Origin of the sequence: Streptomyces sp. NBC_00376 (assembly GCF_036077095.1) — a bacterium.
GTDB lineage: Bacteria > Actinomycetota > Actinomycetes > Streptomycetales > Streptomycetaceae > Streptomyces.
Genome location: NZ_CP107960.1, coordinates 8,630,669 through 8,652,056, shown reverse-complemented (window position 1 = coordinate 8,652,056; position 21,388 = coordinate 8,630,669). Strand labels below are relative to the sequence as shown.

Below are 21,388 nucleotides of genomic sequence, written 5' to 3'. Positions count from 1 at the left end.
GCTAGGGCGCGTATCGGGTCGTGATCAATCTGCGGGATTCGCCCTCGCGGCGGGGGTTGGACCGGTAGACCTTCTGGCGTGACGTGCATGCAACTGACGGACGAAGAGTGGGAGTTCATCGGGCCGTATCTGCCGATCGGCGAGTACGTCCCGTACCCCGAGCGGCTGCGGCAGCAGTTCGAGGGGGTGATCTGGCGGTTCAGGACCGGCGGGCAGTGGCGGGACGATGCCAGTTGGGTCCCGTACCCTGGCGTATCCGCCCGATGAGGTCCGCTCACTGCATGCCTCCCTCACAAGGCTGGTTGCACCACCTTTAAGATCGACCGGCCGCAGAACGACAACAGGTGGGAGGGCGTGATGACTGGTCAGGTCGCCGCAGTGAGCCGTAACGAGGTGTACTCGTTCAGTAAGCCCAATCGCGATTCCATCACGCTGCTCACGGGGCTCGGAGTGGAAGGAGACGTTCACGCAGGTGAGACGATCCGCCACCAGTTCCGCATGACCTACGAGCCGGACCTGCCCAACCTGCGCCAGGTCCACCTGATGCACGAGGAACTCTTCGACGAGCTCGCGTTCAAGGGCTTCAAGGTCTCTGCGGGTCAGCTCGGCGAGAACATCACCACGCGCGGGGTGGACCTGTTGGGCCTGCCCACCGGCACTCTGCTCCATCTCGGAGAGCGGGCGGTGCTCGAGGTGACGGGACTGCGTAACCCGTGCTCGAAGATCAACGACTTCCACGAGGGGCTGCTCGGTGAGGTCTTCACCATGGACTCCGTGTCCGGCGAGTTCACATTCAAGTGTGGCGTCATGGCTGTGGTCCGCCGTGGAGGGATCGTCCGCCCCGACGATTCCATCCAGGTCGAAACCCCGCCCCTTCCCCACCGCTCGCTGGAACGGGTCTAGGGCGGATATCGGGTCGTGATCACGTGGCTCGTGTGAGGTCTTTGATCCAGATCATGGAGGCGCGGAGGTGGAGTCCAGCTTGGTAGCTTTCGGGGGTCTTGTCGTGGCGGGTGGCGATGCCGCGCCAGGCTTTTAGCTTGTTGATCAGGCGCTCGACGGTGTTCCTTGCCTTGTAGAGCTCGGCGTCGTGGCTGAGGGGCCGGCCGCCTTGGCGGCCCTTCTTCTTCCGGTTGACGGCCTGGTCCTTCTTCTCCGGGATGACCGCCTTGATCTGGCGTTTGCGGAGGTAGGTGCGGTTGCCGCGGGAGGAGTACGCCTAACCTCGCCGTTTCGGTTGGGTTGAGGCGGTGTCGCTGATCGCCAACTGCTGGGTGGCCGACGTGATTTCGGTTGTTGGGCAGGTCGGAGTCCCGACGCGGTGGTCAGGTTCTCCGGGTTCTTTCGGGTCGTGGGCGGACGGGGGTTTGCCGGTCAGCTGGCGGGTCGGGGCAGTCCGGCGAGGCGGTGGAAGGCCGTGGCCAGTTCGTTTCTCCAGGGCCAGGTCGCCGATATTCGCAGGTGGAGGCGTCGGCCGCCGTGGGTGAGGCGGCCGGCGACGTGCAGTAGCCGGTAGCGGAGTTTCTTCGGCTCGGCGGTGGCCAGCTCCCCGTCCAGGAGGAGGACACGGGTCCAGGCGAGCAGGTCGATCGCGGCGAGGCTGAGTTCGAGCCAGACGGCGTTGACGCCGAAGTCTCGGGAGGGGAAGCGGCCGAAGCCGGTGGTCTTGCCGCACCGGATGTGGTCCTCGATGGTGGCATGTCCGCGGTGGCGGACCTCCAGGAACTGCGCGGAGCCGCCACCGGAGTACGGGGTGTCGGTGAGGAACACCTGATGCCGTAGGCCTTCGTCCTGGTCGAACAGGGACAGCTGTGCTCCGGGGTGCGGCCGCTCCCGGCGCACGATGATGCGGGTGCCGGCCGGGTAGCCGTCCAGATCGACCATGCCGGTCAGCTCGGCGACCTCGGCGCTGGCGCGCAGTGTCCCGTCCTGGTTCAGGGCGGGATGCCAGAGGTGCTCAGGCATGGCCCGGACAGCGCGGCGGACCGGCGCGGTGATGGCGTATCCGACCGAGAAGAAGGTACGGATTCCTCGTTTCCGCACGTCGCGGACGTGGGCGAGGAAGGCTTTCGCGGATCCGGCACTGTCGGTGCGGACGAGGATGTCGGTACCGTGCCGGTGGGCGTCGGGGATCTGCGCGAGTGCCTGGTCGAGCACCGTGATGTGGTCGCTCGCGGTGTTGGCACCGGCATTCCCGGGCCGCAGTCGGCCCGACAGCGCTTCGCCGGTGTTGGCCAGGAAGCACAGCAGCGGGTGGAAGCCGAAGCCGCCTTTATAGGTGGGTGCGGCCTGCTCCTTCTCGGAGTGGCAGGTGATCAGCGTGGCGTCGAGGTCCAGGACCAGCCCGGGCAGCATGTGCCCCGCGGCCCGGGCTGCGGGTATGCCCTCGCCTTGCTCGGCGGCCTGCATCCAGGCGACTTCCCGGGCTCGGGCACGCGCCGGGCGCAGAGCAGCCAGTGTCCTCTCGTCGGTGTCGGCGAGCAGCCGCCAGGCCGTCGGTGTCGAGGCGACCGGACCGAACAACCTTGTCTGGTCCCGCAGTACGGCCAGGTCCGCGATGGCCTCACCGCCGTCGGCGAGCATCACCGCCAGGTCGGTGGCGATCCGGCCCGGATCATGCCCGGTCCCGCGCGGCCGAAGCGGCCTGAGAGCGGCGGAGTACGCAGCGGTCAGCCCCGTGGCATCGGCAAGATCAGCCAGTAACCGTGACCCGGCATGACCGACCACCCCCGAACCATCCGCACTGACATGGATCTTGGGACGCAACCCGATATCCTGCACGTAGAAAGTGCCCTCCGCCTGGACCGACAGAACCCCTCAGCAAGGTTCATCGTCCCAGGTCAGGAAGGGCACTTTTGCGTTTCCGCCCCAACATCCGCCGTACCCAAACGAAACGGCGAGGCTAATGGGAAGTGAAGGCCGGTGGAAACTGACCTTCAGGGGCGCGAGCCGAGCCTTGGAGTATGCCCGGGCCTGAGAGTCCTGTTGACAAGACGAGGCCGGCTCGCGCCCAGCAGTCTGGGCATGAGTGCTCGGATCCAGGTCCGGTTCTGTCTGTTCGGGCCTCGAAGTGGTCCTGTTGCTGCGGGCCGGCCCGTCTGCAGCCACCGGGCGGTTTGCTGTCCGTAGTCCGAGCCGGTTGTGCGGATCACCTCTCTGCTCTGCCTTGAGCTTTCAGCTCTGACGCGGACCGAGGGCCGCACGACTCGCTGGGGTTGCGAACGGCTGGTGGGATGACGTGCCTTGAGCACTTCCATTAGGGAGCACGCGCACCCTGCACAGGCTCTGGCCTGGAGAAAGAGACGCGACGAAGGAGGACCGGATGGCGATAGTCGAGTTACCGACGCCAGTGTTCTGTGGCGTGGACTGGGCCGAAGACCACCACGACATTGCACTGGTCGATGCCGGCGGAAAGCAACTCGCCAAGGTGCGGATCGGCGATGACGCTGCAGGGTTTACCCAGCTCACGGACCTGCTGGCCGAACATGGCGACAGCGAGGCCGCCCCGATCCCCGTGGCGATCGAGACCTCACGCGGACTCCTCGTCGCCTGCCTGCGGGCCACCGGGCGGCCGGTCTTCGCGATCAACCCGCTGGCAGTTGCCCGCTACCGAGATCGCCACTCAGTCGCCCGCAAGAAGTCAGACGCCGTCGACGCTGCGGCCCTGGCCAACATCCTGCGAACCGACATGGCCGCCCACCGGCCGCTGCCGGCGGACTCCGAGCTCGTCCAGGCCATCGCCGTGCTCGCCCGGGCCCAACAAGACGCCGTCTGGGCTCGCGGACAGGCCCAAAACAAGCTTCGCTCCCAGCTCAGAGAGTTTTACCCTGCAATCCTCGACGCCTTCGCCCAGCACAAGCACGGTCTGTGTTCGAGGGAAGCCCGCACCATCCTGGCGGCAGCACCGACCCCCACCATGGCCGCGAAGCTGACACGGCGACGCTTGCAGACACTGCTCAAGCAGGCCGGCCGAGTCCGCGGCATCCAGGCCGACGCCGAAAGGCTCCATGAGGTCTTCAAACGCGACTACCTCCACCAGCTCCCGCAGGTCGAGACGGCTCTCGGGCATCAGACCTCCGCTCTGCTCAGGCAGGTGAACACCGCCTGCGACAACGCCGACCAGCTCGAAGAAGCCGTCACACAGGCCTTCGAAGAGCATCCGGATGCACCGGTCATCCGCAGCTTTCCAGGCCTCGCCGCACTGACAGGCGCCCGAATCCTGGCGGAGATCGGCGACGACCGGGCCCGATTCGCCAACGCCGGATCTTTGAAGGCGTACGCGGGAAGCGCCCCGGTCACCAGAGCCAGCGGCAAGAGCTGCAAGGTCATGAGCCGGAAGGTCAAGAACCAGCGATTGGCTGCCGTCGGTTACGTCTGGGCCTTCGTCTCTCTCACCAGGTCACCAGGCGCCAGAGCCCACTACGACCGCCGACGAGCAGCTGGCGATCGTCACGTCGCGGCACAGCGGAACCTCTTCAATCGCTTCATGGGCATGCTGTTCCACTGCCTCCAGAACGGTCACACCTACAACGAAGCAATCGCCTTCCCGGAGCCCTCAGCCGGACATATCGCAGCGGCAGCTTGACGCTTATCCGCGTGGGATGTCTTGTCTCCGGCGACCGCGTCCGGCCGGGTGCGGGGACGGCCGACCGGGACACGGACCCGAACTTTGTTGAGCACAGGGATGAACTGAGGGCTGTCCGCGGCCTGTCCCGCGGTCAAGATGATCGCCAGCGGGCGGCATTTCCGGTCGGCGGCGAGGTGGACCTTGCTGGTTTGTCCCCCCTCGATCGTCCGAGCAGGGCGGCCTTCAGGCGGACTTTTCGTCGGCGCCGGATGCGTCTTCGTTCCTCCCGCGCGGGGTCTTTTCCGGCGCCCTGTCCGGCTTGTCCTTCCGGGCCGCCTCCTTTTGCCGGGCCTTCTCCTCCTCGGCAGCTGCCTTTTCCAGAGCGGTGAGGACACCGGCATCGAGGTGCATCCCGGCGGCATCATGGTGGGCCCGGACCGTGGTGGAGTCCACGCTGACCAGCGACAGGTCCACCTCGTCCCGCTTGGCGGCATCGGCGATCAGCCCTTCCAGCAGGGCTTCGAAGACACCGGCGTCCCGCCACTGCCGGAAACGGTTATGGACGGTGGGCCAAGGGCCGAACTCCTGCGGCATTTCCCGCCACTGCCCGCCCGTCCTGAATCGCCAGATCACTCCCTCGAACTGCTGCCGCAGCCGCTCGGGGTACGGGCCGTACCTGCCTATCGGCAGATACGGCTCGATGAACTCCCACTCCGCATCAGTCAGTTGCATCTGCGTCACAGACGACGATCTACCAGAACACGTCACCCTGCAGTGGAAAGTCCCGCAGATTGATCACGACTAGATACGCGCCCTAGTACTGCAACGGTGTTTGTCGTGACGGGTGGTCAGTCGGTGGGGCGTGGCCTCGTTGTTTGTAGTGGCTGGTTCGGGCTTGGTGTTGTCGTTTTCGGCGCCAGGTCGACCAGTGCAGGATGTGGTCGACGGGTGCGTGCCGTCGGTTGGTGAGGCGGTGGATCAGGCGTCTGATCTCGGCGAGGCTGAGGTGGATGAGCTGGGAGGATCCGTTTCTGCTTTCCCGGTGTCGAGCTGGCGGGCCCGCAGGACGGTGAGGCAGGCGTGGGCGGCCATGGCCAGGGTGATGTGGCGGTGCCAGCCGGGGTAGCGGCGGACCTGGTAGTCGTCCAGGCCGCACTCCTGCTTCGCGGTCTGGAAGCATTCCTCGATCGCCCAGCGGCTCCCGGCGATGTGGATCAGCTCGTCCAGGGTGGCGTCGGCCGGGCCGTAGGCGATGTAGTAGGAGAGCTCTTGGGGACGGGCAACGCTGCGACGGGCGATCACCCAATGCCGGCGGTCGGGCCGGTGCCAGGGGCGGACTTCGACGCGTGCCCAGTCATAGACGCGGGGCCCGTGGGAGCCCTGGCCGCACGAGCGGCGTTTCCATTTCTGCCGGGGCAGGGCGGGAAATAGATCGCTCACGGGGTGGTCGATGGCCCAGCGGGTGACGACCGTGTCGTGGCGGGTGGTGGCCATGACGTGGAAGACGTCCGCCTGTTCCAGCTCAGAGCGCCAGCCCTTGCTGTAGCCGTAGCCGGCATCTGCGGTCACCCAGCGGAACGGGATCTTGCCGGCGATCGCGCGGCGGACCATCTCCTTGGCCATCGCCACCTTCGTCGCGAAGCCGACCTCGTCGTCAATGCCGGCCCGGCGGCACCGCTCTCGGTCGTCCGTCCAGGAGGCAGGCAGATACAGACGGCGGTCGATCAGCGTTCGTCCGAGCGGGGCCGCATAGGCGAGGAAGACACCGACCTGGCAGTTCTCCGTGCGGCCCGCGGTGCCGGAGTACTGCCGTTGCACCCCGGCCGAACCGGTGCCCTTCTTCAGGAAGCCGGTGTCGTCCACGATCAGCACCGCACCAGGATCGCCGAGATGCTCGACCACGTAGTCACGCACATCGTCCAGAACCTCGTCGGCGTCCCACTCGATCCGGTTCAACAGCCGGTGGATGCGGTCCGGACCTGCGTGGCCGGCTTCTTCGGCCAGCGTCCAGCCGTTCTTCCGCTGCAACGGGGCTACGAGTCCCCGCATATAGGCAAGAGCTGACTCACGAGGCTCCGATCTGCCGAATCGGTGAAGAAACCGCCCTTGCACCGCACCCAACTCACCGGCCCACGACCTGACCTCAGCAAGATCCCCACCCATGACAACACCAACGATCGACCTGCCTACCCGTCACAGCAAACACCGTTGCAGTACTAGTGCCGGATCAGGCAACGTTTGCCCTGTTGACGACGGCGCGTAGGCGTTGGTCGTCGGCGTGACGGTTTCGCCAGATGATGTAGCGGCGGATCATGCTGCCCTGTTCCTTGTGGGCGGCATGGTCGGTGCCGTCGAGGGTGAAGTAGCGCAGGGCCGTGAACTGGGCCTCGATCCGGTTGAGCCATGAGGAGTTCGTCGGGGTGTAGGCGATCTCGACGTTGTTAGCCGCGGCCCAGGTGCCGACCCGTTGGCACCTCTTCGTGGTCAGATGCGGGGAAAAGTTGTCGCAGACGATCGCGATCCGCACCGTCGACGGGTACAGAGTGCGCAGGTAGCGGCAGAACTCGAGGAACTGCGTCCGCCTCTTGATCGGCTTGATGTGGCCGTAGAGCTTGTCCTTGGCCAGGTCCAGGGCGGCGAACAGGTGCCGCACTCCGCCGTAGCGGTTGTAGGTCGCCCGTCGCCGCCGGCGTGGTTCACGGTCGGGGCTCTTGTGCTTGCCGCCGCGTTCGGCCCACTGCCGGCCCGGGTGGGGCATCAGGTTGAGCGGCCCGAACTCGTCCATGCAGAAGATGACTTCGGGTTCGCCGTCCTCGGGTATGACCTCGCCGTCGGCGATGGCGTACAGGTGCTCGACGCGCGCTTTCTTGGCCGCGTAGTCCGGATCACGGGAGGTCTTCCAGGTCTTCAGGCGTTGAAAGGAGACTCCCTCCTCGCGGAGCAGGATGCGCAGGCCCTCGTGGCTGATGTCGTCGACCACCCCCTCGGCGACCAGGAAGTCCGCCAGCTTGGACAGGCTCCAGGTCGAGAACGGCAGGTCGTGCTCGGTGGGCTTGGACTTCGCGATCTTCTTGATCTCACGGCGCTCCGGCAGCGTGAACGTCTTCGGCCGACCACCGGCGTACTTCGGATACAGAGAGTCGAAGCCGTCGGCGTTGAAGTTGTGGATCACGTCCCGGACCCGGTCGTCGCTGGTGAACGACACCTCGGCGATCTTCGCCACCGGCATGCCCTGCGCGGAGAGCAGCACCATCTGGGCCCGCCGCCAGGTCACCACCGACCCGGTGCCTCTGCGGATAATCCGCAGCAGCCGCCGCCCGTCATCGTCATCGATCTCTCGGACACGCACTCGTTCTGCCACCCGGACAGAATGACGCCCACGCTCCGTCCACCACAGCACCCGGACGGCGCGTCACATCACAACAGGGCAAACGTTGCCGGTCACGGCACTAGGCACTGTTTCTCGGATCTCCTGACGCGGGTGGGGTGTTGGGGGCAGGCTGGCTGTATGGGCCGTGGTGATCTGACGAATGCGGAGTGGGATCAGCTGGAGTCGTACCTACCTCCTGGTGGTGCGCGTGGAGGTCGGTGGAGCGACCACCGCCGGGTCATCAACGGGGTTCTCTACCGGGTGCGGACCGGCGTGCAGTGGCGGGATCTGCCGGAGCGGTTCGGGCCGTGGGAAACGGTCTATAAGCGGCATCGCCGCTGGTCAGCCGATGGAACGTGGCAGATGCTGCTGTCTCGCATCCAGGCAGCCGAGGACGCGGTGGGCGCGATCGACTGGGACGTGTCGGTGGACTCGACAGCCGTGCGGGCCCACCAGCACGCCGCCGGCGCGAGGAAAGCGGCCCCGGCCGCCGTTCCTCAAAAGGGGGCCGGGCGGGGGACGAACCAGGTCGATCCGGTCTTGCGGAATCTGGCAGTCCGCCTGGAGGCGGTGGTCAGATCGGCGAGTGTCTGGGGCGTTCCCGCGGCGGATTCACCACTAAGATCCACCTCGCCGCCGAGGGACGCTGCAGGCCCCTCGCTTTCGTCCTGACTCCCGGACACTACGGTGACGGACCCCAGCTCGAGCGGGTGCTGGAGCAGGTCTCCGTCCCCTGGGCCGGAGTCGGACGGCCCCGCACCCGGCCCGACCATGTTCTGGCGGACAAGGCGTACACGTCCCGGAGCAACCGCCGTTACCTGCGACGACGCGGAATCCGGAACACCATCCCCGAACGCATCGACCAGCAACGGAACCGACACAACCGTGGTTCACGCGGCGGCCGCCCCACCGGGTTCGACAGTGAGCGCTACAAGAAGCGCAACACCGTCGAACGCGCCATCAACCGGCTGAAGGGCTTCCGCGCCGTCGCCACGCGCTATGAAAAACGCGCCTACATCTACCTCGGCACCGTCACCCTCGCGGCTCTCATGATCTGGCTTCGCACGTGATCCGAGAAACAGTGCCTAGTAGTGCTTGGTCATGTGCGGTCTGCGATGGCGTGTCTTCTTGATGGGTCGTGTCGTTGACAGGACGTGCTGAGTGGGGAGTTGGCTGCGGTCCGGTGTGATCTGGAGGACTTCGCGGCGGAGATGTTCGAGCCGTTCGCGCGAGCGGATCAGCGTCGGTGGGGTGGGGTCTATCTGCGGGGCCTGCTGCTGGACGGCGGGCGCAAGTCGGTGGAACCGATGGCCGCCCGCCTGGGCGAAGACGGGAACCGGCAGGCGCTGGCCCACTTCATCACCTCCAGCCCGTGGGATGCGGCGCATGTGCGGGCCCGTCTGGCCTGGCGTATGCAGCCGGTCGTCAAGCCCACCGCGTTGATCATCGATGACACCGGGTTCCTCAAGGACGGGGATGCGTCGGCGTGTGTGACCCGGCAGTACACCGGCACTGCGGGCAAGGTCACCAACTGCCAGGCCGGGGTGTCGCTGCACCTGGCTTCCAACGGCGCCTCGGCGGCGGTGAACTGGCGTCTGTTCCTGCCCGGGAGCTGGGATCCCGCCTCGCCGAAGGCCGATCAGGCCAAAGTGGCCCGCCGTGGCAAGTGCGCCATCCCTGCCCAGGTGGGCCATGTCGAGAAGTGGCAGCTGGCCCTCGACATGATCGACGAGACGCGGTCCTGGGGCATCGAGGTGCCCCAGGTCATCGCCGACGGCGGCTACGGTGACACCGCCGCCTTCCGGCTCGGCCTGGAAGAACGCGGTCTCGATTACGTGGTGGGCATCTCGACCTCGACCACCGCACAGCCCGAGGACGCACAGCCGTCTGCCCCGGCCTGCACAGGCCGGGGCAGACGGCCGGTTCCTGCCTACCCCGAGCCGGCCCGGAGGGTGAAGAGCCTGGTCATCGCGGCCGGAAAGTCTTCCGCGCGGCCGGTGCAGTGGAGGGAGGGATCACGGCCGGGCAGTGGCCGCAGCGGGCACAAACGCATGTACTCGCGCTTCGTGGCCCTGCGGATCCGGCCCGCCGGACGCGAGATCCGCAAGGCCACGGCCGCCACCGAGCTTCCGGTCCGCTGGTTGCTGGCCGAATGGCCCGCCGACCAGGACGAGCCCGTGCAGTTCTGGCTCTCCAACCTGCCCGCAACCACCCCGTTGCCCGTCCTCGTGCGCACCGCGAAGCTCCGCTGGCGCATCGAGAACGACTACCGCGAGATGAAACAGGCCCTGGGCCTGGCCCACTTCGAAGGCCGAACCTGGCCAGGCTGGCACCACCACGTCACCCTCGTCTCGGTCGCCCACGCCTTCTGCACCCTGCAGCGACTGAGCCGATCCCCAAAAGAGACGGCGTCGGCCTGAGCCTCTACCGAGTCGTCCACGAGCTGCAGATACTCCTCGCGATCTGGACCGGCGCCTGCCCCACCTGTCACCGCAACATGCCAGACCCCGCACCAACATGACCAAGCACTACTAGCTGCAATACCGGTGATTTAGGTGACCTTTTGGCATCTACTGAGCTGCATCTGCTGGCGGTTGGCGGGCGCGACTGCCCCGCGATGGCCGTGATCGGCGTGGTCCGCCTCTGGGACGGATCAGTGCCTGGCCGAGCTGGACGGCTTCGCCGTGGTGCCCCGAGAGTCGTCGGTGGGAATCGAGCCGTCGGCCGGGATCTGCTGGCTCCGGTCCGTGTGCGGCTTGAGACTTTTCGCCTTCTGGTTGACCTGCGAGTCTACGAAGTACTGCCAGCGCGAACTCGTCACGATCGAACGCAACTCGTCCAGACTCAGCGGCGGGTCGAGATCGACGACGGGCCCGTCTTCGATGTCCGCGCCGTTGGACGTGCCCACGACGACCCGCATCCCGTCCGTACGGAGCAGATCCGCGTGCCGCCTCAGCAGCAGCCCGGACTGGTCCTCGTACACCATCAGTACCGAGCCGTCGCGCAGGTTGGAGACCCCGCAGGCGGACATCTTCCCGCCCTCCGGCACGCGATGCTCGCAGGAGTAGAACCCCTTCAAGGTGTGCGCCGGCTCCGTCCCGTGCTGCTGGACGAACATGTCGCGCCCGAAGCTCAGCTGCAGATTGACCTGCACCTCCGCCCCGGCCGGCCAGCCCTCGGTTCTGAGCCGGCCGAAGACCTCATACCCCATCGGGGGACTCTGCTGGCTCTCGTACCCCGAGGTCCGTTCCTGGGGCATCAGCTCTTTCAGCGTCTGCACGGTCGCCCGCCCCGTGATCCGCTCTGTCCCGGCCGGCGGCTGCGGATTCTTCGGCAGCTTCGAGAAGTCAGGGATTGTCACCTTGCCCGGCTTGGCGCCTGGCCCCGCCGAAAGCGTCTCCACATCGACCGTATACGTCGGGAAGTACGCGCCGAACAGCGACGCTCCCGCCACCACCCCGGCGACCGCGAGCACGCCCACGCCGACCGCGATCCGGCGTCGGCTGCGCATCCGCCTGCCCTGGCGCGTCGCTCCGTCGACCAGGGCGCGCGTCGGCGGTCGCACATCGCCGACGGCTTCCCCCATGACCTTGTTCAGTTCGTGCTCGTCCAGCTTCATGTCTGTCTCTGCCCCTCTCTCAGATCGTGGTGAGCGATTCGCGCTCGCTGCCGAGCAGTTCGCGGAGCCTGGCCAGCGCGGCCATGCTGCGATTGCGCACCGTGCCCGGCCGCAGGCCGAGTTCCGAGGCGGTCTGCTCGACACTGCGGTCCTCCCAGTAACGCAGCACCAGCACGGCCCGGTCCTTGGGCGATAGCTGGGCCAGGGCCGCGAGCAGTGCCACGCGCAGGGCCGGGTCGCCATGAACGTCCAACGCACTGTCGGGCACCGCCTCGACGGGCCGCTCCGTGCTGCGCCGCAGCCGCCGTTGCGAGAGATGGACGCGGACCAGGACGGTGCGGACGTAGGCGTCCCGGCTGTCCGCGCGCCGCACTCGTCCCCAGGAGGCGAAGGCCCTGGCCAGCGCCGTCTGCACCAGATCCTCCGCCTGGTACCAGTCCCCGCCGGTCAGCAGCAGCGCCGTACGGAAGAGCCAGGGGCCGGCCGTGCTCGCGAACTCCTGGAACTCCGCCAGCCGGTCGTCGTGTCTGCCGCCGAACGCGCCCATGCGATCCGTGTCCTCCCCTTCCGGCCGCGCTCTCGCGAACCGCTCTCACCTCTAAGACGCCACGGACGGTTCACCTTGTCACTGGCGGAGCGGGGGAACCCGTTCCGCCGGTCCATCTTCGCGCGAAAGTGGCGAAGGGCCCGGGCGGAGGTTGGCCGGCCTGCAACTTTCGCTTCTACGACCTTCGTCACACTGGGCACACCCTGGCCACCCGGTCTGCGGCCACCCTCAAGGACACGATGGTTCGCGCCGGCCAGTCGTCGGAGAAGGCCGCGCTGATCTACCAGCGCTCCGACCTTGAACGCTCCCGGTCGGTGGCCTGCGACGCATTGGCCGATCACCCCTTGTCCGCGGTCTGCCCGCCCCGGCTCCGGTGTCCGTTTTGGCCCTTGACCACCCCTTGACCGCACGGCTCGTCCGTGGCCGACGCCACACCGCCTGACACCGGTTCTCGCCAACAACCGCCCATAGAAGACTCCATCGCGCGTACCTGCGCACCGCTCCCCGCACTACCTCACCGACTCCCTTCAACCCGAGCAAGACACTTTCCGCCCCCGGCAGTGCCGGGGGCTTCGTGCTTCTTGGAGGACTCCGTCGTGCCGACCTACGAGGCCACGCCCCGCTTCACCGCCGACCTTCACCGCCTCACCCCCGACCAGCGTCAACGTTTCCGCCGCATCGTGAAGCGGGCCTTCGTACCCGACCTCCGCTCCGGACACAGAACTCCCATCAGCCGACGAGGCAGCGCGAACGCGCGATGAAGGGCTTCCGCACAGTCGGCAGAACCCAGAGGTTCCTGTCCGCGTTCAGTCAGATCTCACCGCACTTCCGGCCCCGCCGCCACCGGATGACCGCCACCGGCTACCGAACCGAGATGCGCCACCGCTTCGGAACCTGGAACGAGATCACTGGCACTACCGCCATGCCCACCGAGGCCTGAACCAGAGGCGGAACCAAGCCCAGCACACCCCCGCACACCCTCAAGTAACCGCACACCAACAAGTTGACAATGCCCGGGGGATATCCCCCGGGGCATTTCGGAGGCTGGCCTCAGCGCGCGGCGGGGCAATCACAGGCGAGGATCCTTCTCAAGCACAAGAAAGCAAGTTGAGGGGTACGACATGACGAGGCACCGGAAGCACATCGGCCGGCGCGTATTGTTCGCGGCGGCGGCCGTCGCGGCGGGAGCGGTCCTCGTTCCTGTGGCGGTCCAGGCCGCCACCGCCGAGAACGCGGCCACCGCAGGCGCGGGCGGCGGGAAGCAGAGTCCCGTCCAGGCGCTGGAGCAGGCGGCACACCAGCTGCGCTCGACCGAGCCGGGCGGGAACACGGCCGACCTGCGGGCCCTGAGCGCGATGGTCGGCGACGCCAAGGTGGTCGGGCTCGGCGAGGCCACCCACGGATCCCACGAGTTCTTCACCATGAAGGAACGGGTCTTCCGCCACCTCGTCGAGAAGAAGGGCTTCACCACCTTCGCCCTGGAGCTGAGCTGGTCCGGGGGGCTCGAGGTCGACGAGTACCTCCAGACCGGCAAGGGCGACGCCCGCAAACTGGCCAAGAAGGTGTTCGCCAACTCCCCCTGGGAGCGCGAGGAGTTCCTCGCACTCATCGAGTGGATGCGTGACTACAACAGCCAACACCCCGACCGCCCCGTCCACTTCATGGGCGACGACATCGGCGCCCCCGCGATGGACGACGAGTTCTTCGGCCGGGTGACCGGCTATGTGGAGGAGAACCACCCGGATGTGCTGCCGAAGCTCAACGAGCTCTACACCGGACTGCGTCCGATCGACGACGTCTTCGCCTACCTGGGCAAACCACTCACGGAACGGCAGCAGCTCGCCGCCAGGGCGCAGCAGGCCCTGGAACTGATCAGTGGCCTGAAGGGCTCGGACGGCGAGGCATTCGACTGGGCCGAGCAGAACGCCCGCTCGATCGCCCAGACGGCCAAGTTCCTCACCATGAACCCCGCCGACACGAACTCGCTGGCCGATTTCCAGCGCTTCCGCGACGAGGTGATGGCCCAGAACGTCACCTGGTGGCAGAAGAAGACCGGTGGCAAGATCCTGCTGTCGGCGCACAACGACCACGTCGGCTACCTCGCCAGCAACCCGCAGGTGTACCCGAAGACACAGGGATCGTTCCTGCGCGACACGATGGGCCGGAGCTACCTTCCCATCGGCTCCACCTTCAACCAGGGCTCCTTCCTCTCGAAGGAGGACGCCGTCGGCGGTGAGTGGAAGAAGTACACCGTGGGCACGGCCGGCCCCGGCAGGAACGAGCACACCCTCGACCAGGTGCGTTACCGGGACTTCTATCTGGACCTGCGTACCGCCCCGGCCGCGGCGCGGACCTGGCTGAACGTCGCCCGGCCCACGCTCGGTGTCGGCACGCAGTTCCCCGTGGAGCCGCGCGACGTCGCGCTCGCCAAGTCCTTCGACGTCCTCATTCACCTCCACGAGGTCCGGGAGGCCGACAAGCTGAAGCCGTGACGGCCCGGCGCTTCGAACCAGAGGGAGCCGAGGTCATGGCCGGGCGCGAGCCATGTCACGCCCGCACGCCCCGAACACCTCCCGCGTCGTGGCGCATCTCACCCGTCCGTGTCCGTCACGCCCCCGTTCCACCGCATTCGAAGCCCCGCCGCCCCCACCGCCCGGCGTTCCCACGGCGCCGGGCGGTGGGGGCATGGCGATGGAAGACGGGGAGGGTACCCGGATGGGGCAACCGGAGGGGAAAGGCCGGGCGGTGCGCGGGGTGCGGTCGTAAGCTCCCAGACATGCAGGTCATCCAGTCCACGAAGCTCGCCAATGTCTGTTGCGAGATCCGGGGCCCCGTGCTCGAGGAGGCACGTCGGCGCGTACCTGCGGGGTGACGTGTTCGACGTCGCCGCCCAGGTAATACAGCCGCACCCCGTCGCGGCTGGCGTCGCACAGGATGGCGTGGGCCTTCTGCACGAGCGTCATGTAGAGCTGCGGGACCGGTGCTTTGATGAGTTCGTCGATGACGGCTTCGTAGTCGGCGCCGAAGTCCGCCCAGTCCTTGCCCTGTTTGCAAAACCAGAGGGTGGCGTCGGAGAAGAAGATGGCTTTGCCGGGCCCGTCGTTCGGGTCGCGGGCCAGGCCGGTCGCGAGGTCGAGCGCGATGCCGGCGCTCTTGCTGACGAGGTGGTGGGGGATCAACCTCAGCTCCTTGGGGGCACGTGTCAGCGGTGGCCATGGTGTTGGGGTGGTGGTTCATGGGCGGGCCTGGTTCAGGTGGGTGGGGAGGGTTTGGACGGAGTTGGAGATCAGGGACGGCACGGGCACGAGGGATTCGGGGTTGGTGGCGAGTGAGAGTCCGGGGTACGCGCTGAACAGGGCTTCGAGAGCAATCGCGGCTTCCATACGTGCCAGGGGTGCGCCAAGGCAGACGTGGGGGCCACCGCCGAAGGCCAGGTGCCGGGACTGAGTTCGGGTGAGGTCGAACCGGTCGGCGTCCTGGCCGTGCTGGGCGGTGTCGCGGCCGGCCGCGCTGTAGGGGGCGAGGATGGCGTCGCCAGCGGGTATGGTCACGCCGCCTATGTCCAGGTCCTCGCGTGGGTAGCGGGCGAGGAAGTTTCCGATGGGGGCGTCCCAGCGCAGAGTTTCCTCGACGACGTCGGGCCAGACGGAGGGGGCGGAGCTCAGCGCGAGATCGAGTTGGCCGGGGTGGGTGAGCAGGGCGCGCAGCGCGTTGGTGATGAGGCTGAGGGTGGTTTCGTGACCGGCGGCGACCATCAGCCAGAGGGTTCCGGTCAGCTCTGCGTCGCTGAGGATGCCGGGGTTGTCCCTCTGGGCGGCGATCAGGGCGCTGGTGAGGTCGTCGCCCGGTGTGCGGCGCTTGTGTGCGACGACCTTGTCGAGGAGTTCGTAGATGAGGCGTTGTGTCGAGAGGACTTCTTCAGGCTCTGCGGTGGAGTCGAAGATGGACCGGACCAGGCGCCGCAGCTGGAACCGGAGCGGGCCGGGGACTCCGATGATGTCGCAGATGACGTTCATCGGCAGCGGGTAGGCCAGGTGCTCACGCAGGTCGACCGAGCCGTCCGGGCCGGTGCGCTCGGGCAACGCCTGGACGAGGCCGCGGGCGAGTTCGGTCACTTGCGGGCGCATGGCCCGGACACGTTCGGGGGTGAGGACCTGGGTGACGACGCGGCGCAGGCGGCGATGGTCGTCGCCGTCAGCCGTCACCATGTTGGTGATTTTGACCATGCCGGTCAGCGGCCAGTCCTCGGGAATCCGGTTGGTGCGGATGTCCGTCCACCGGTGCCAGTCCTTGCTGACCCGCGGATCAGTCACCAATTCCGTGACGAGCTGGTGCGTGGTGACGGCCCAGGCTTCCACGTCGCCGGGCAGTATCACCTTCACGACCGGGCCGAGCTCTCGCAGCCGTGCGGCTTCGCCCTGGTGGTCGGCGCCGGTCGGGTCCAGGCGCAGGACCGGGACATGCTGGGCAGTACGTTGTTGTGCCGTCATGAGCTACCTCCGGTACACGGTGCGAGAGCGGGCGGGCTGGGCTATCGAGCGGACTGAGCGTGGTGGCAAGCATGTCTTTGTAGCGCCCGGCGGTCTCGGCGTAGTTGGTGTCGGTGGTCCGTCTCGCCTCTCGTAGAGCCCGGAGGGTCTCGGTCCTGGTCTGGTGGCAGGCTGCACTGCGGCTGAGGAGTGCTGCGGTGGCACCCGTCGCCGCTGTACCGAGGGCTCCGACGGTGGCGCCGAGCACGGCGGCGAGTCCTGCGTCCATCGCGCCACTGTGGCGGCCGCCGTCCGGGCAGCGCGAGACGGAGACCAGCCATCCGCATTCGGACAGCTTCGCGGCACGCCTGGTGGTGGTCGGTGCCGGAAGCCGGCCGGGACGCCAATCGCCTTTCGTGGGCTGACGCGAGGGTGACGGGATGCACTCACATCTGCGGGTTCAAGGGGTGGTTTACGGCTAAGACCCTTTAAGCCTCCCACCAGCCTTCGAGTTCGTCCGGCCGGAAACGCATCATGACGGAGGCGGTCCAGAAGAGTACGACGAATACGCCGCTCACGATCTCCCAGACGAGGCGGAAGACGTCCCTACCGGGTCTGGGACCGAGGGCCGGGCGGACCTTGCGCTGCGGGTCGATGGTGATGAGATACCGACCTCCGGTCCGCAACTCCCTGCTCACTGTGGACAGCTCGCGCTGACGCAGGTTCCCCGGGTAGGCGACGGCGTAGGTGTAGGTCGTGATGCCGTCCGGGTCGAAGGACGAGGAGGTCTCCTCCTCTATCACGCCGTACACCTCCCGGCCCCGGTCGTGCAGGGCGTTGGACGAGAGGTACTGCATGTGCAGAGCGCAGAAGAACCCGGCCGCTATCCCTCCCAGCAACCCCCACGAGTACCCGATGCCGGTGCCCAGTCGCGTGAGTGTCAGGGCGCAACCGACGGCAATGCCACTCCCCAGCAGCAGCAACAGTCCGAGCGTGCTCTCCCAGGTGTAGAGGGCATGACCGAGCAGGGCCAGCAGCCACAGTGTCACCAGCCCGGCAGCCGGGCCGAGCACGATCCCCGCGCACAGCCGAACACTTGGAACTCTCACTCCGCGGCGCGGCATTGACGACTCCCTGACGACGCTGGTCCGGTCCCTTCCGATCTCCTATGGACTCATGAGTCCAGCGGTGGCGTCCAGAGCTTATGGAACTGTTGGGTGAGCTCACTGGCGTGGTCATAGAGTGGCGCGGTGAGGTCGCCGACGAGATCACCGCACCGGGCAGCCTCGACGCCCACCCCTACCGGGCCCAGCGGCCGATGCCGGCCCCGCACATCGACGACGTCCTCGCCCAGGGAGCCGCCCGGGGACTGCTGGAGCACCTGTTGCAGGCCGGCGGGCACCTCTCGCTCGCCCAGCAGGCCGAGTTCGCCGCCTTCACCAGCCTCGCGCTGGCCCCGGAGCCGGCCTCTCCGACGCCGCCACCCCCGCCGACCTGGCCCGCCGCCTGCCCGCCACCGACAGGTGCGCTCCCGTGCATCCAGAACACCGCGGCGACCATCCGGAACCGGGCTGGTCCGACGCCGCAGCGAGAACGGGTTCTCCCGGACGAAGGGCCGCTCGGCCAGCCGCATCGCCGGTGCCTCGTGGGTCATTCCCGCGGCCCGGGTCGCCAGGTTCAGATCGAAAGAGTCGAGCAGGGCGACAGAACGCAGGACGTGCCGTTCGTCGGGGGTGAGGTCGGTCAGGGTGCGGGCGATCAGGGCGGGGAAGTCGTGGTCGAATTCGGCCGGCTCCGGGGTGCGGTTGGTGCGGCGGATCTCCAGGAACCGCATCACGGACAGATCGAGGTACAGCGGAAGTCCGTGGGAGTGGTCGGCGATCACGGCACGTACGGGTTCACTGATCAGGGGCCGGCCGTCGCGGGTCAGCCGGCGGGCGAGATTGAGGTGTCCCCCGGAGTGTGGACACAGGGGCTCATGCCGCAATTGAGAGTTTAGCTGCTCGCAGATGCTGCTGTTCGAACTCGGCTGGTGAGAGGTAGTTGAGGGCGCTGTGGCGCCTGCGGGCGTTGTAGTAGGTGAGCCACTGGAAGACTTCCAGCCTCGCCTGACGCATCGTGGAGAACAGCCTCTGGCGCACCGTCTCCCTCTTGAGTCCCTGCCAGAACGACTCGGCGAGGGCGTTGTCGTAGCTCGAACCGACCCGGCCCATGCTCCTGCGGATCCCGAAACCATCGCAGACCTGCGCGAACGCAGCCGACGTGTACTGGGCGCCCCTGTCCGCGTGGAAGATCACTCCGGCGACGTTGCCGCCGCGCGCCGTGACCGCCATCTTCAGCGCGTCGATGACCAGCTCGGCGCGCATGTGCGAGGCCATCGAGTAGCCGAGCACCCGGCGTGAACAGATGTCCAGGACACAGGCGAGATACATCCACGCGCCACCGACCTGCACGTATGTGATGTCGCCGCACCACTTCTCGTCCAACTGCCCGGCAGAGAAGTCGCGCTGGACTAGGTCCGGGGCCGGTGGTGCGAGCCGGTCGGCGATCGTGGTGCGCTTGCGCCGCCGCAGGTGCCGGCCCTCAAGCCGGTGCTTGCGCATCAGGCGCTCGACACGCTTGCGGTTGACGGTGTGCCCGAAGCCGCGCAGTTCGGCGTGGACGCGGCGGACCCCGTAGGTGCCCTTGTGCGCGGTGTGGACCTCGCGGATCTCCGCGACCAGGGCGTCCTCGGCAGCCTGCCGCCCCGCGCGGGCCTTCGCGCCGGTGATCCACCGGTAGTAGCCCGAGCGCGAGATCTGAAGAACCCGACATATCCGCTGGACGCCGAAGGATGAGGCGTGGGCGGAGACGAAGTCCCAGCGGCGGGTCTTCACTTCATCTCCTTCGCGAAATAGGCCGCCGCCCGGCGCAGGATCTCCCGCTCGAGCTCCCACTCCTTCTCCGCTTTGCGCAGCCGGCCGTTCTCCGCGCGAAGCCGGGCCAGTTCCTCATCCTGGCCCTGCGCGGTCTGGTCCTCGCGGCCGTGATCCCGGCCTGCGTGCTCGTCGGCCTGGCGCACCCAGCTCCGCAGCGTCTCGCCGGTCACCCCGACATCCGCCGCGACCGCCGCATACGTACGCTTCCCACCCGCCGACCGGTACAGCGCGACCGCGTCATTCCTGAACTCCGCCGGATACGGAGATTGCCGTCCCACCAGGACACCCTTCCTCGGATCCACAAGATCCATTGTCAGAGTGTCCACACCACCGGGGGCACCTCATCAAGCACCTGCAACCCAACAACGTGACAGCACCCGTTGGTGCGTTCGATGACCCACCTGCGGCGGCCGAGCCGCTCGCTGGAGGGTTGGCAACCTCGACGAGGCGATCCGCGTCCCCGAGCGTCTCTTCCAGGTGATCGAACGTCGGCAGGCGACAACCGTCGCCTGCTTCGTCGGTGTTCGGTCCGGCTCGCCGGGCGGCAGGACCCCGCCGCCCGATCGCCGCAGCATGGAAACGCGGACTTCCGACGGCGGGTGTTTCATAGGGGGTCGCTCTGCGTGTTCAGCCTTGGGACTCGGTCGCCGAGCTGATCCGGCACCCGGCGCTGCCAGGCCGGGCTGTGGTCTCCAGCTCGACCGGTCGAGCATGTCGGTTGCGCTCACGTCCTGGAGCGCCTCCGCCACACGCCCTGGCACGGTGATCGGCAACAACTCCACATGAAATCTCACGTTCTGCGGGGGGTGTCCGTCTACCGGTCAAGAGAGGGGAGATGCAGATGAGCACTCGACATGTCGTGGTCGAGACGTACCTTGGACCGGTCACGATCGTTGCCAAGGACGAGACGATCAGCGGTCTGTACTTCAGGCATCATGTCCGTCGGCCCCCGCAGGAGGTGTTCGGCTCCGAGGTCAGCGACTCGACGGACTCGTTGCTGAACGAAGCGGTCCGCCAGCTGTGCGACTACCTGGCGGGGCGGCGCAGGCAGTTCGATCTTCCGCTCGAGGCAGAGGGCGACTCGTTCCAGCACGCCGTCTGGGACATCGTGAAGACCATCCAGTGCGGGGACACGACCACCTACGGCCGTATCGCTGAGCAGGTCGGAGACCGCGGTCTCGCGCAGAAGGTCGGACAAGCCGTAGGTGCGAACCCGCTGTGCATCTTCGTCCCGTGCCATCGCGTCGTCGGTTCCACCGGGGCCCTGACCGGATACGCCGGCGGGCTGAAGCGCAAGCAGGCGCTGCTGGGGCTCGAGGAGCCGCCCGCGGGCGACGCCGGACGGTTGTTCTGACCGGGAATCTCACGTTTGCCGCCGCACGTACGTCTTCAATGGGATGGACATGAAACAACCGTTCGAGAGCGTGGTGGCGCAGCACGGCGCGACCGTGCTGCGTGTCTGCCGGGTCGTCCTCGGCCCGCATGATGCGGACGACGCGTGGTCGGAGACTTTCCTGGCCGCCATGCGCGCCTATCCCGATCTGCCGGAGACGGCGAACGTGGAGGCGTGGCTGGTGACGATCGCGCACCGCAAGGCGATCGACGTGCTGCGTGCCGCGAAGAGGAATCCTCTACCGGTCGACGAGGTACCGGAAACACCGACAGAGCAGGGCATCCCAGACTCCGGGGACTCTGGCCTGTGGGCCGTGGTGAAGGAACTGCCCAGCAAGCAACGTCAGGCTATCGCCTACCGGTATGTGGCGGGGCTGGCGTACGCCGAGATCGCGGAGATCCTCGGCGGCACCGTCGAGGCGGCCCGAAGAGCCGCCGCGGACGGGCTCAAGAATCTCAGGGAACATTATCCGGGCGCGATCACGAAAGGAGCATCGTCGTGAGCG

At 67.4% G+C, this 21,388-nt stretch carries 18 protein-coding genes and 5 pseudogenes; 11 read left to right on the top strand and 12 right to left on the bottom strand.

Going from position 1 to position 21,388, the window contains the following annotated elements:
* Positions 1–78 precede the first annotated feature (78 nt).
* Positions 79–264, top strand: a pseudogene (locus tag OG842_RS38870) (transposase); the annotation flags it as partial.
* Between the two features lie 93 nt (positions 265–357).
* Positions 358–903 (top strand): MOSC domain-containing protein, encoded by a 546-nt coding sequence (locus OG842_RS38865; protein WP_266734167.1) that lies wholly within the window; start codon positions 358–360, stop codon positions 901–903.
* 19 nt (positions 904–922) lie between these two features.
* On the opposite strand, the pseudogene OG842_RS38860 reads toward OG842_RS38865, so the two are convergent.
* Together OG842_RS38860 and OG842_RS38855 are read right to left on the bottom strand one after the other, a co-directional pair.
* Positions 923–1,219 (bottom strand): annotated as a pseudogene (locus tag OG842_RS38860) (transposase); the annotation flags it as partial.
* A gap of 155 nt (positions 1,220–1,374) precedes the next feature.
* Positions 1,375–2,811, bottom strand: a complete 1,437-nt coding sequence (locus OG842_RS38855) for an IS1380 family transposase (RefSeq protein WP_443064048.1) — start codon at positions 2,809–2,811, stop codon at positions 1,375–1,377.
* 511 nt (positions 2,812–3,322) lie between these two features.
* Between OG842_RS38855 and OG842_RS38850 the strand changes: the two genes are divergently transcribed.
* A complete protein-coding gene (locus tag OG842_RS38850) occupies positions 3,323–4,585 on the top strand; it encodes an IS110 family transposase (protein ID WP_266734169.1) in 1,263 nt (420 codons plus the stop codon).
* Between the two features lie 20 nt (positions 4,586–4,605).
* Here the strand turns inward: OG842_RS38850 and OG842_RS38845 are convergent.
* The 3 genes and pseudogenes from OG842_RS38845 to OG842_RS38835 form a co-directional block, all read right to left on the bottom strand.
* Positions 4,606–5,308: pseudogene (locus OG842_RS38845) on the bottom strand (transposase); the annotation flags it as partial.
* A gap of 237 nt (positions 5,309–5,545) precedes the next feature.
* The gene (locus OG842_RS38840) at positions 5,546–6,730 is read right to left on the bottom strand and encodes an IS701 family transposase (RefSeq protein WP_266726591.1); all 1,185 of its coding nucleotides are present in this window, start codon (positions 6,728–6,730) and stop codon (positions 5,546–5,548) included.
* A 64-nt stretch (positions 6,731–6,794) separates the two neighbouring features.
* Entirely contained in the window at positions 6,795–7,928 is a 1,134-nt protein-coding gene (locus OG842_RS38835; RefSeq protein WP_328512621.1) for an IS630 family transposase, read from the bottom strand.
* A 147-nt stretch (positions 7,929–8,075) separates the two neighbouring features.
* On the opposite strand from OG842_RS38835, the gene OG842_RS38830 reads away from it, so the two are divergent.
* Positions 8,076–9,007 (top strand): IS5 family transposase gene (locus OG842_RS38830; protein ID WP_443064038.1). Its coding sequence is split into 2 segments (ribosomal slippage): positions 8,076–8,441 and positions 8,444–9,007, totalling 930 coding nucleotides; the frame shifts between segments, so codons are not numbered across the junction.
* Positions 9,008–9,091: 84 nt separating this feature from the next.
* Positions 9,092–10,357, top strand: coding sequence for an IS701 family transposase (locus tag OG842_RS38825; RefSeq protein WP_443063954.1), 1,266 nt, complete (start codon positions 9,092–9,094; stop codon positions 10,355–10,357).
* Between the two features lie 233 nt (positions 10,358–10,590).
* Here the strand turns inward: OG842_RS38825 and OG842_RS38820 are convergent, their stop codons facing one another.
* On the bottom strand, positions 10,591–11,556 hold the full coding sequence (locus OG842_RS38820) for a hypothetical protein (RefSeq protein ID WP_266734170.1): 966 nt from the start codon (positions 11,554–11,556) through the stop codon (positions 10,591–10,593).
* Between the two features lie 19 nt (positions 11,557–11,575).
* The gene (locus OG842_RS38815) at positions 11,576–12,103 is read right to left on the bottom strand and encodes a SigE family RNA polymerase sigma factor (RefSeq protein ID WP_266734171.1); all 528 of its coding nucleotides are present in this window, start codon (positions 12,101–12,103) and stop codon (positions 11,576–11,578) included.
* Between the two features lie 81 nt (positions 12,104–12,184).
* On the opposite strand from OG842_RS38815, the pseudogene OG842_RS38810 reads away from it, so the two are divergent.
* The 4 genes and pseudogenes from OG842_RS38810 to OG842_RS38795 all read left to right on the top strand — a co-directional run.
* Positions 12,185–12,507: pseudogene (locus OG842_RS38810) on the top strand (hypothetical protein); the annotation flags it as partial.
* Positions 12,508–12,699: 192 nt separating this feature from the next.
* Positions 12,700–12,864: a hypothetical protein gene (locus tag OG842_RS38805; protein ID WP_266734172.1), complete on the top strand. Its 165-nt coding sequence runs from the start codon at positions 12,700–12,702 to the stop codon at positions 12,862–12,864.
* Positions 12,816–13,043, top strand: a pseudogene (locus OG842_RS38800) (IS6 family transposase); the annotation flags it as partial. The gene OG842_RS38805 and the pseudogene OG842_RS38800, both read left to right, overlap by 49 nt.
* 181 nt (positions 13,044–13,224) lie before the next feature.
* On the top strand, positions 13,225–14,595 hold the full coding sequence (locus OG842_RS38795; RefSeq protein ID WP_266734174.1) for an erythromycin esterase family protein: 1,371 nt from the start codon (positions 13,225–13,227) through the stop codon (positions 14,593–14,595).
* Positions 14,596–14,886: 291 nt separating this feature from the next.
* Here the strand turns inward: OG842_RS38795 and OG842_RS38790 are convergent, their stop codons facing one another.
* The 5 genes from OG842_RS38790 to OG842_RS38770 all read right to left on the bottom strand — a co-directional run bounded on the left by OG842_RS38790 (position 14,887) and on the right by OG842_RS38770 (position 19,768).
* Complete coding sequence (locus OG842_RS38790) at positions 14,887–15,282, bottom strand: hypothetical protein (protein WP_266737395.1); 396 nt, start codon at positions 15,280–15,282, stop codon at positions 14,887–14,889.
* A 54-nt stretch (positions 15,283–15,336) separates the two neighbouring features.
* Positions 15,337–16,593, bottom strand: coding sequence for a cytochrome P450 family protein (locus tag OG842_RS38785; protein ID WP_266734176.1), 1,257 nt, complete (start codon positions 16,591–16,593; stop codon positions 15,337–15,339).
* Between the two features lie 467 nt (positions 16,594–17,060).
* The gene (locus OG842_RS38780) at positions 17,061–17,696 is read right to left on the bottom strand and encodes a hypothetical protein (RefSeq protein WP_266734178.1); all 636 of its coding nucleotides are present in this window, start codon (positions 17,694–17,696) and stop codon (positions 17,061–17,063) included.
* 50 nt (positions 17,697–17,746) lie between these two features.
* Positions 17,747–18,457, bottom strand: a complete 711-nt coding sequence (locus OG842_RS38775) for a hypothetical protein (protein WP_328512622.1) — start codon at positions 18,455–18,457, stop codon at positions 17,747–17,749.
* A 91-nt stretch (positions 18,458–18,548) separates the two neighbouring features.
* Positions 18,549–19,768, bottom strand: a protein-coding gene (locus OG842_RS38770; protein WP_266737211.1) for an IS3 family transposase whose coding sequence is annotated in 2 segments (ribosomal slippage) — positions 18,549–19,513 and positions 19,513–19,768 — 1,221 coding nt in all. Because the reading frame shifts where the segments join, the coding sequence is not laid out codon by codon here.
* 563 nt (positions 19,769–20,331) lie between these two features.
* Between OG842_RS38770 and OG842_RS38765 the strand changes: the two genes are divergently transcribed.
* Positions 20,332–20,844 (top strand): methylated-DNA--[protein]-cysteine S-methyltransferase, encoded by a 513-nt coding sequence (locus OG842_RS38765; protein ID WP_266734180.1) that lies wholly within the window; start codon positions 20,332–20,334, stop codon positions 20,842–20,844.
* 49 nt (positions 20,845–20,893) lie between these two features.
* Positions 20,894–21,385: an RNA polymerase sigma factor gene (locus OG842_RS38760; protein ID WP_266734181.1), complete on the top strand. Its 492-nt coding sequence runs from the start codon at positions 20,894–20,896 to the stop codon at positions 21,383–21,385.
* The last annotated feature ends 3 nt before the right edge of the window (positions 21,386–21,388 follow it).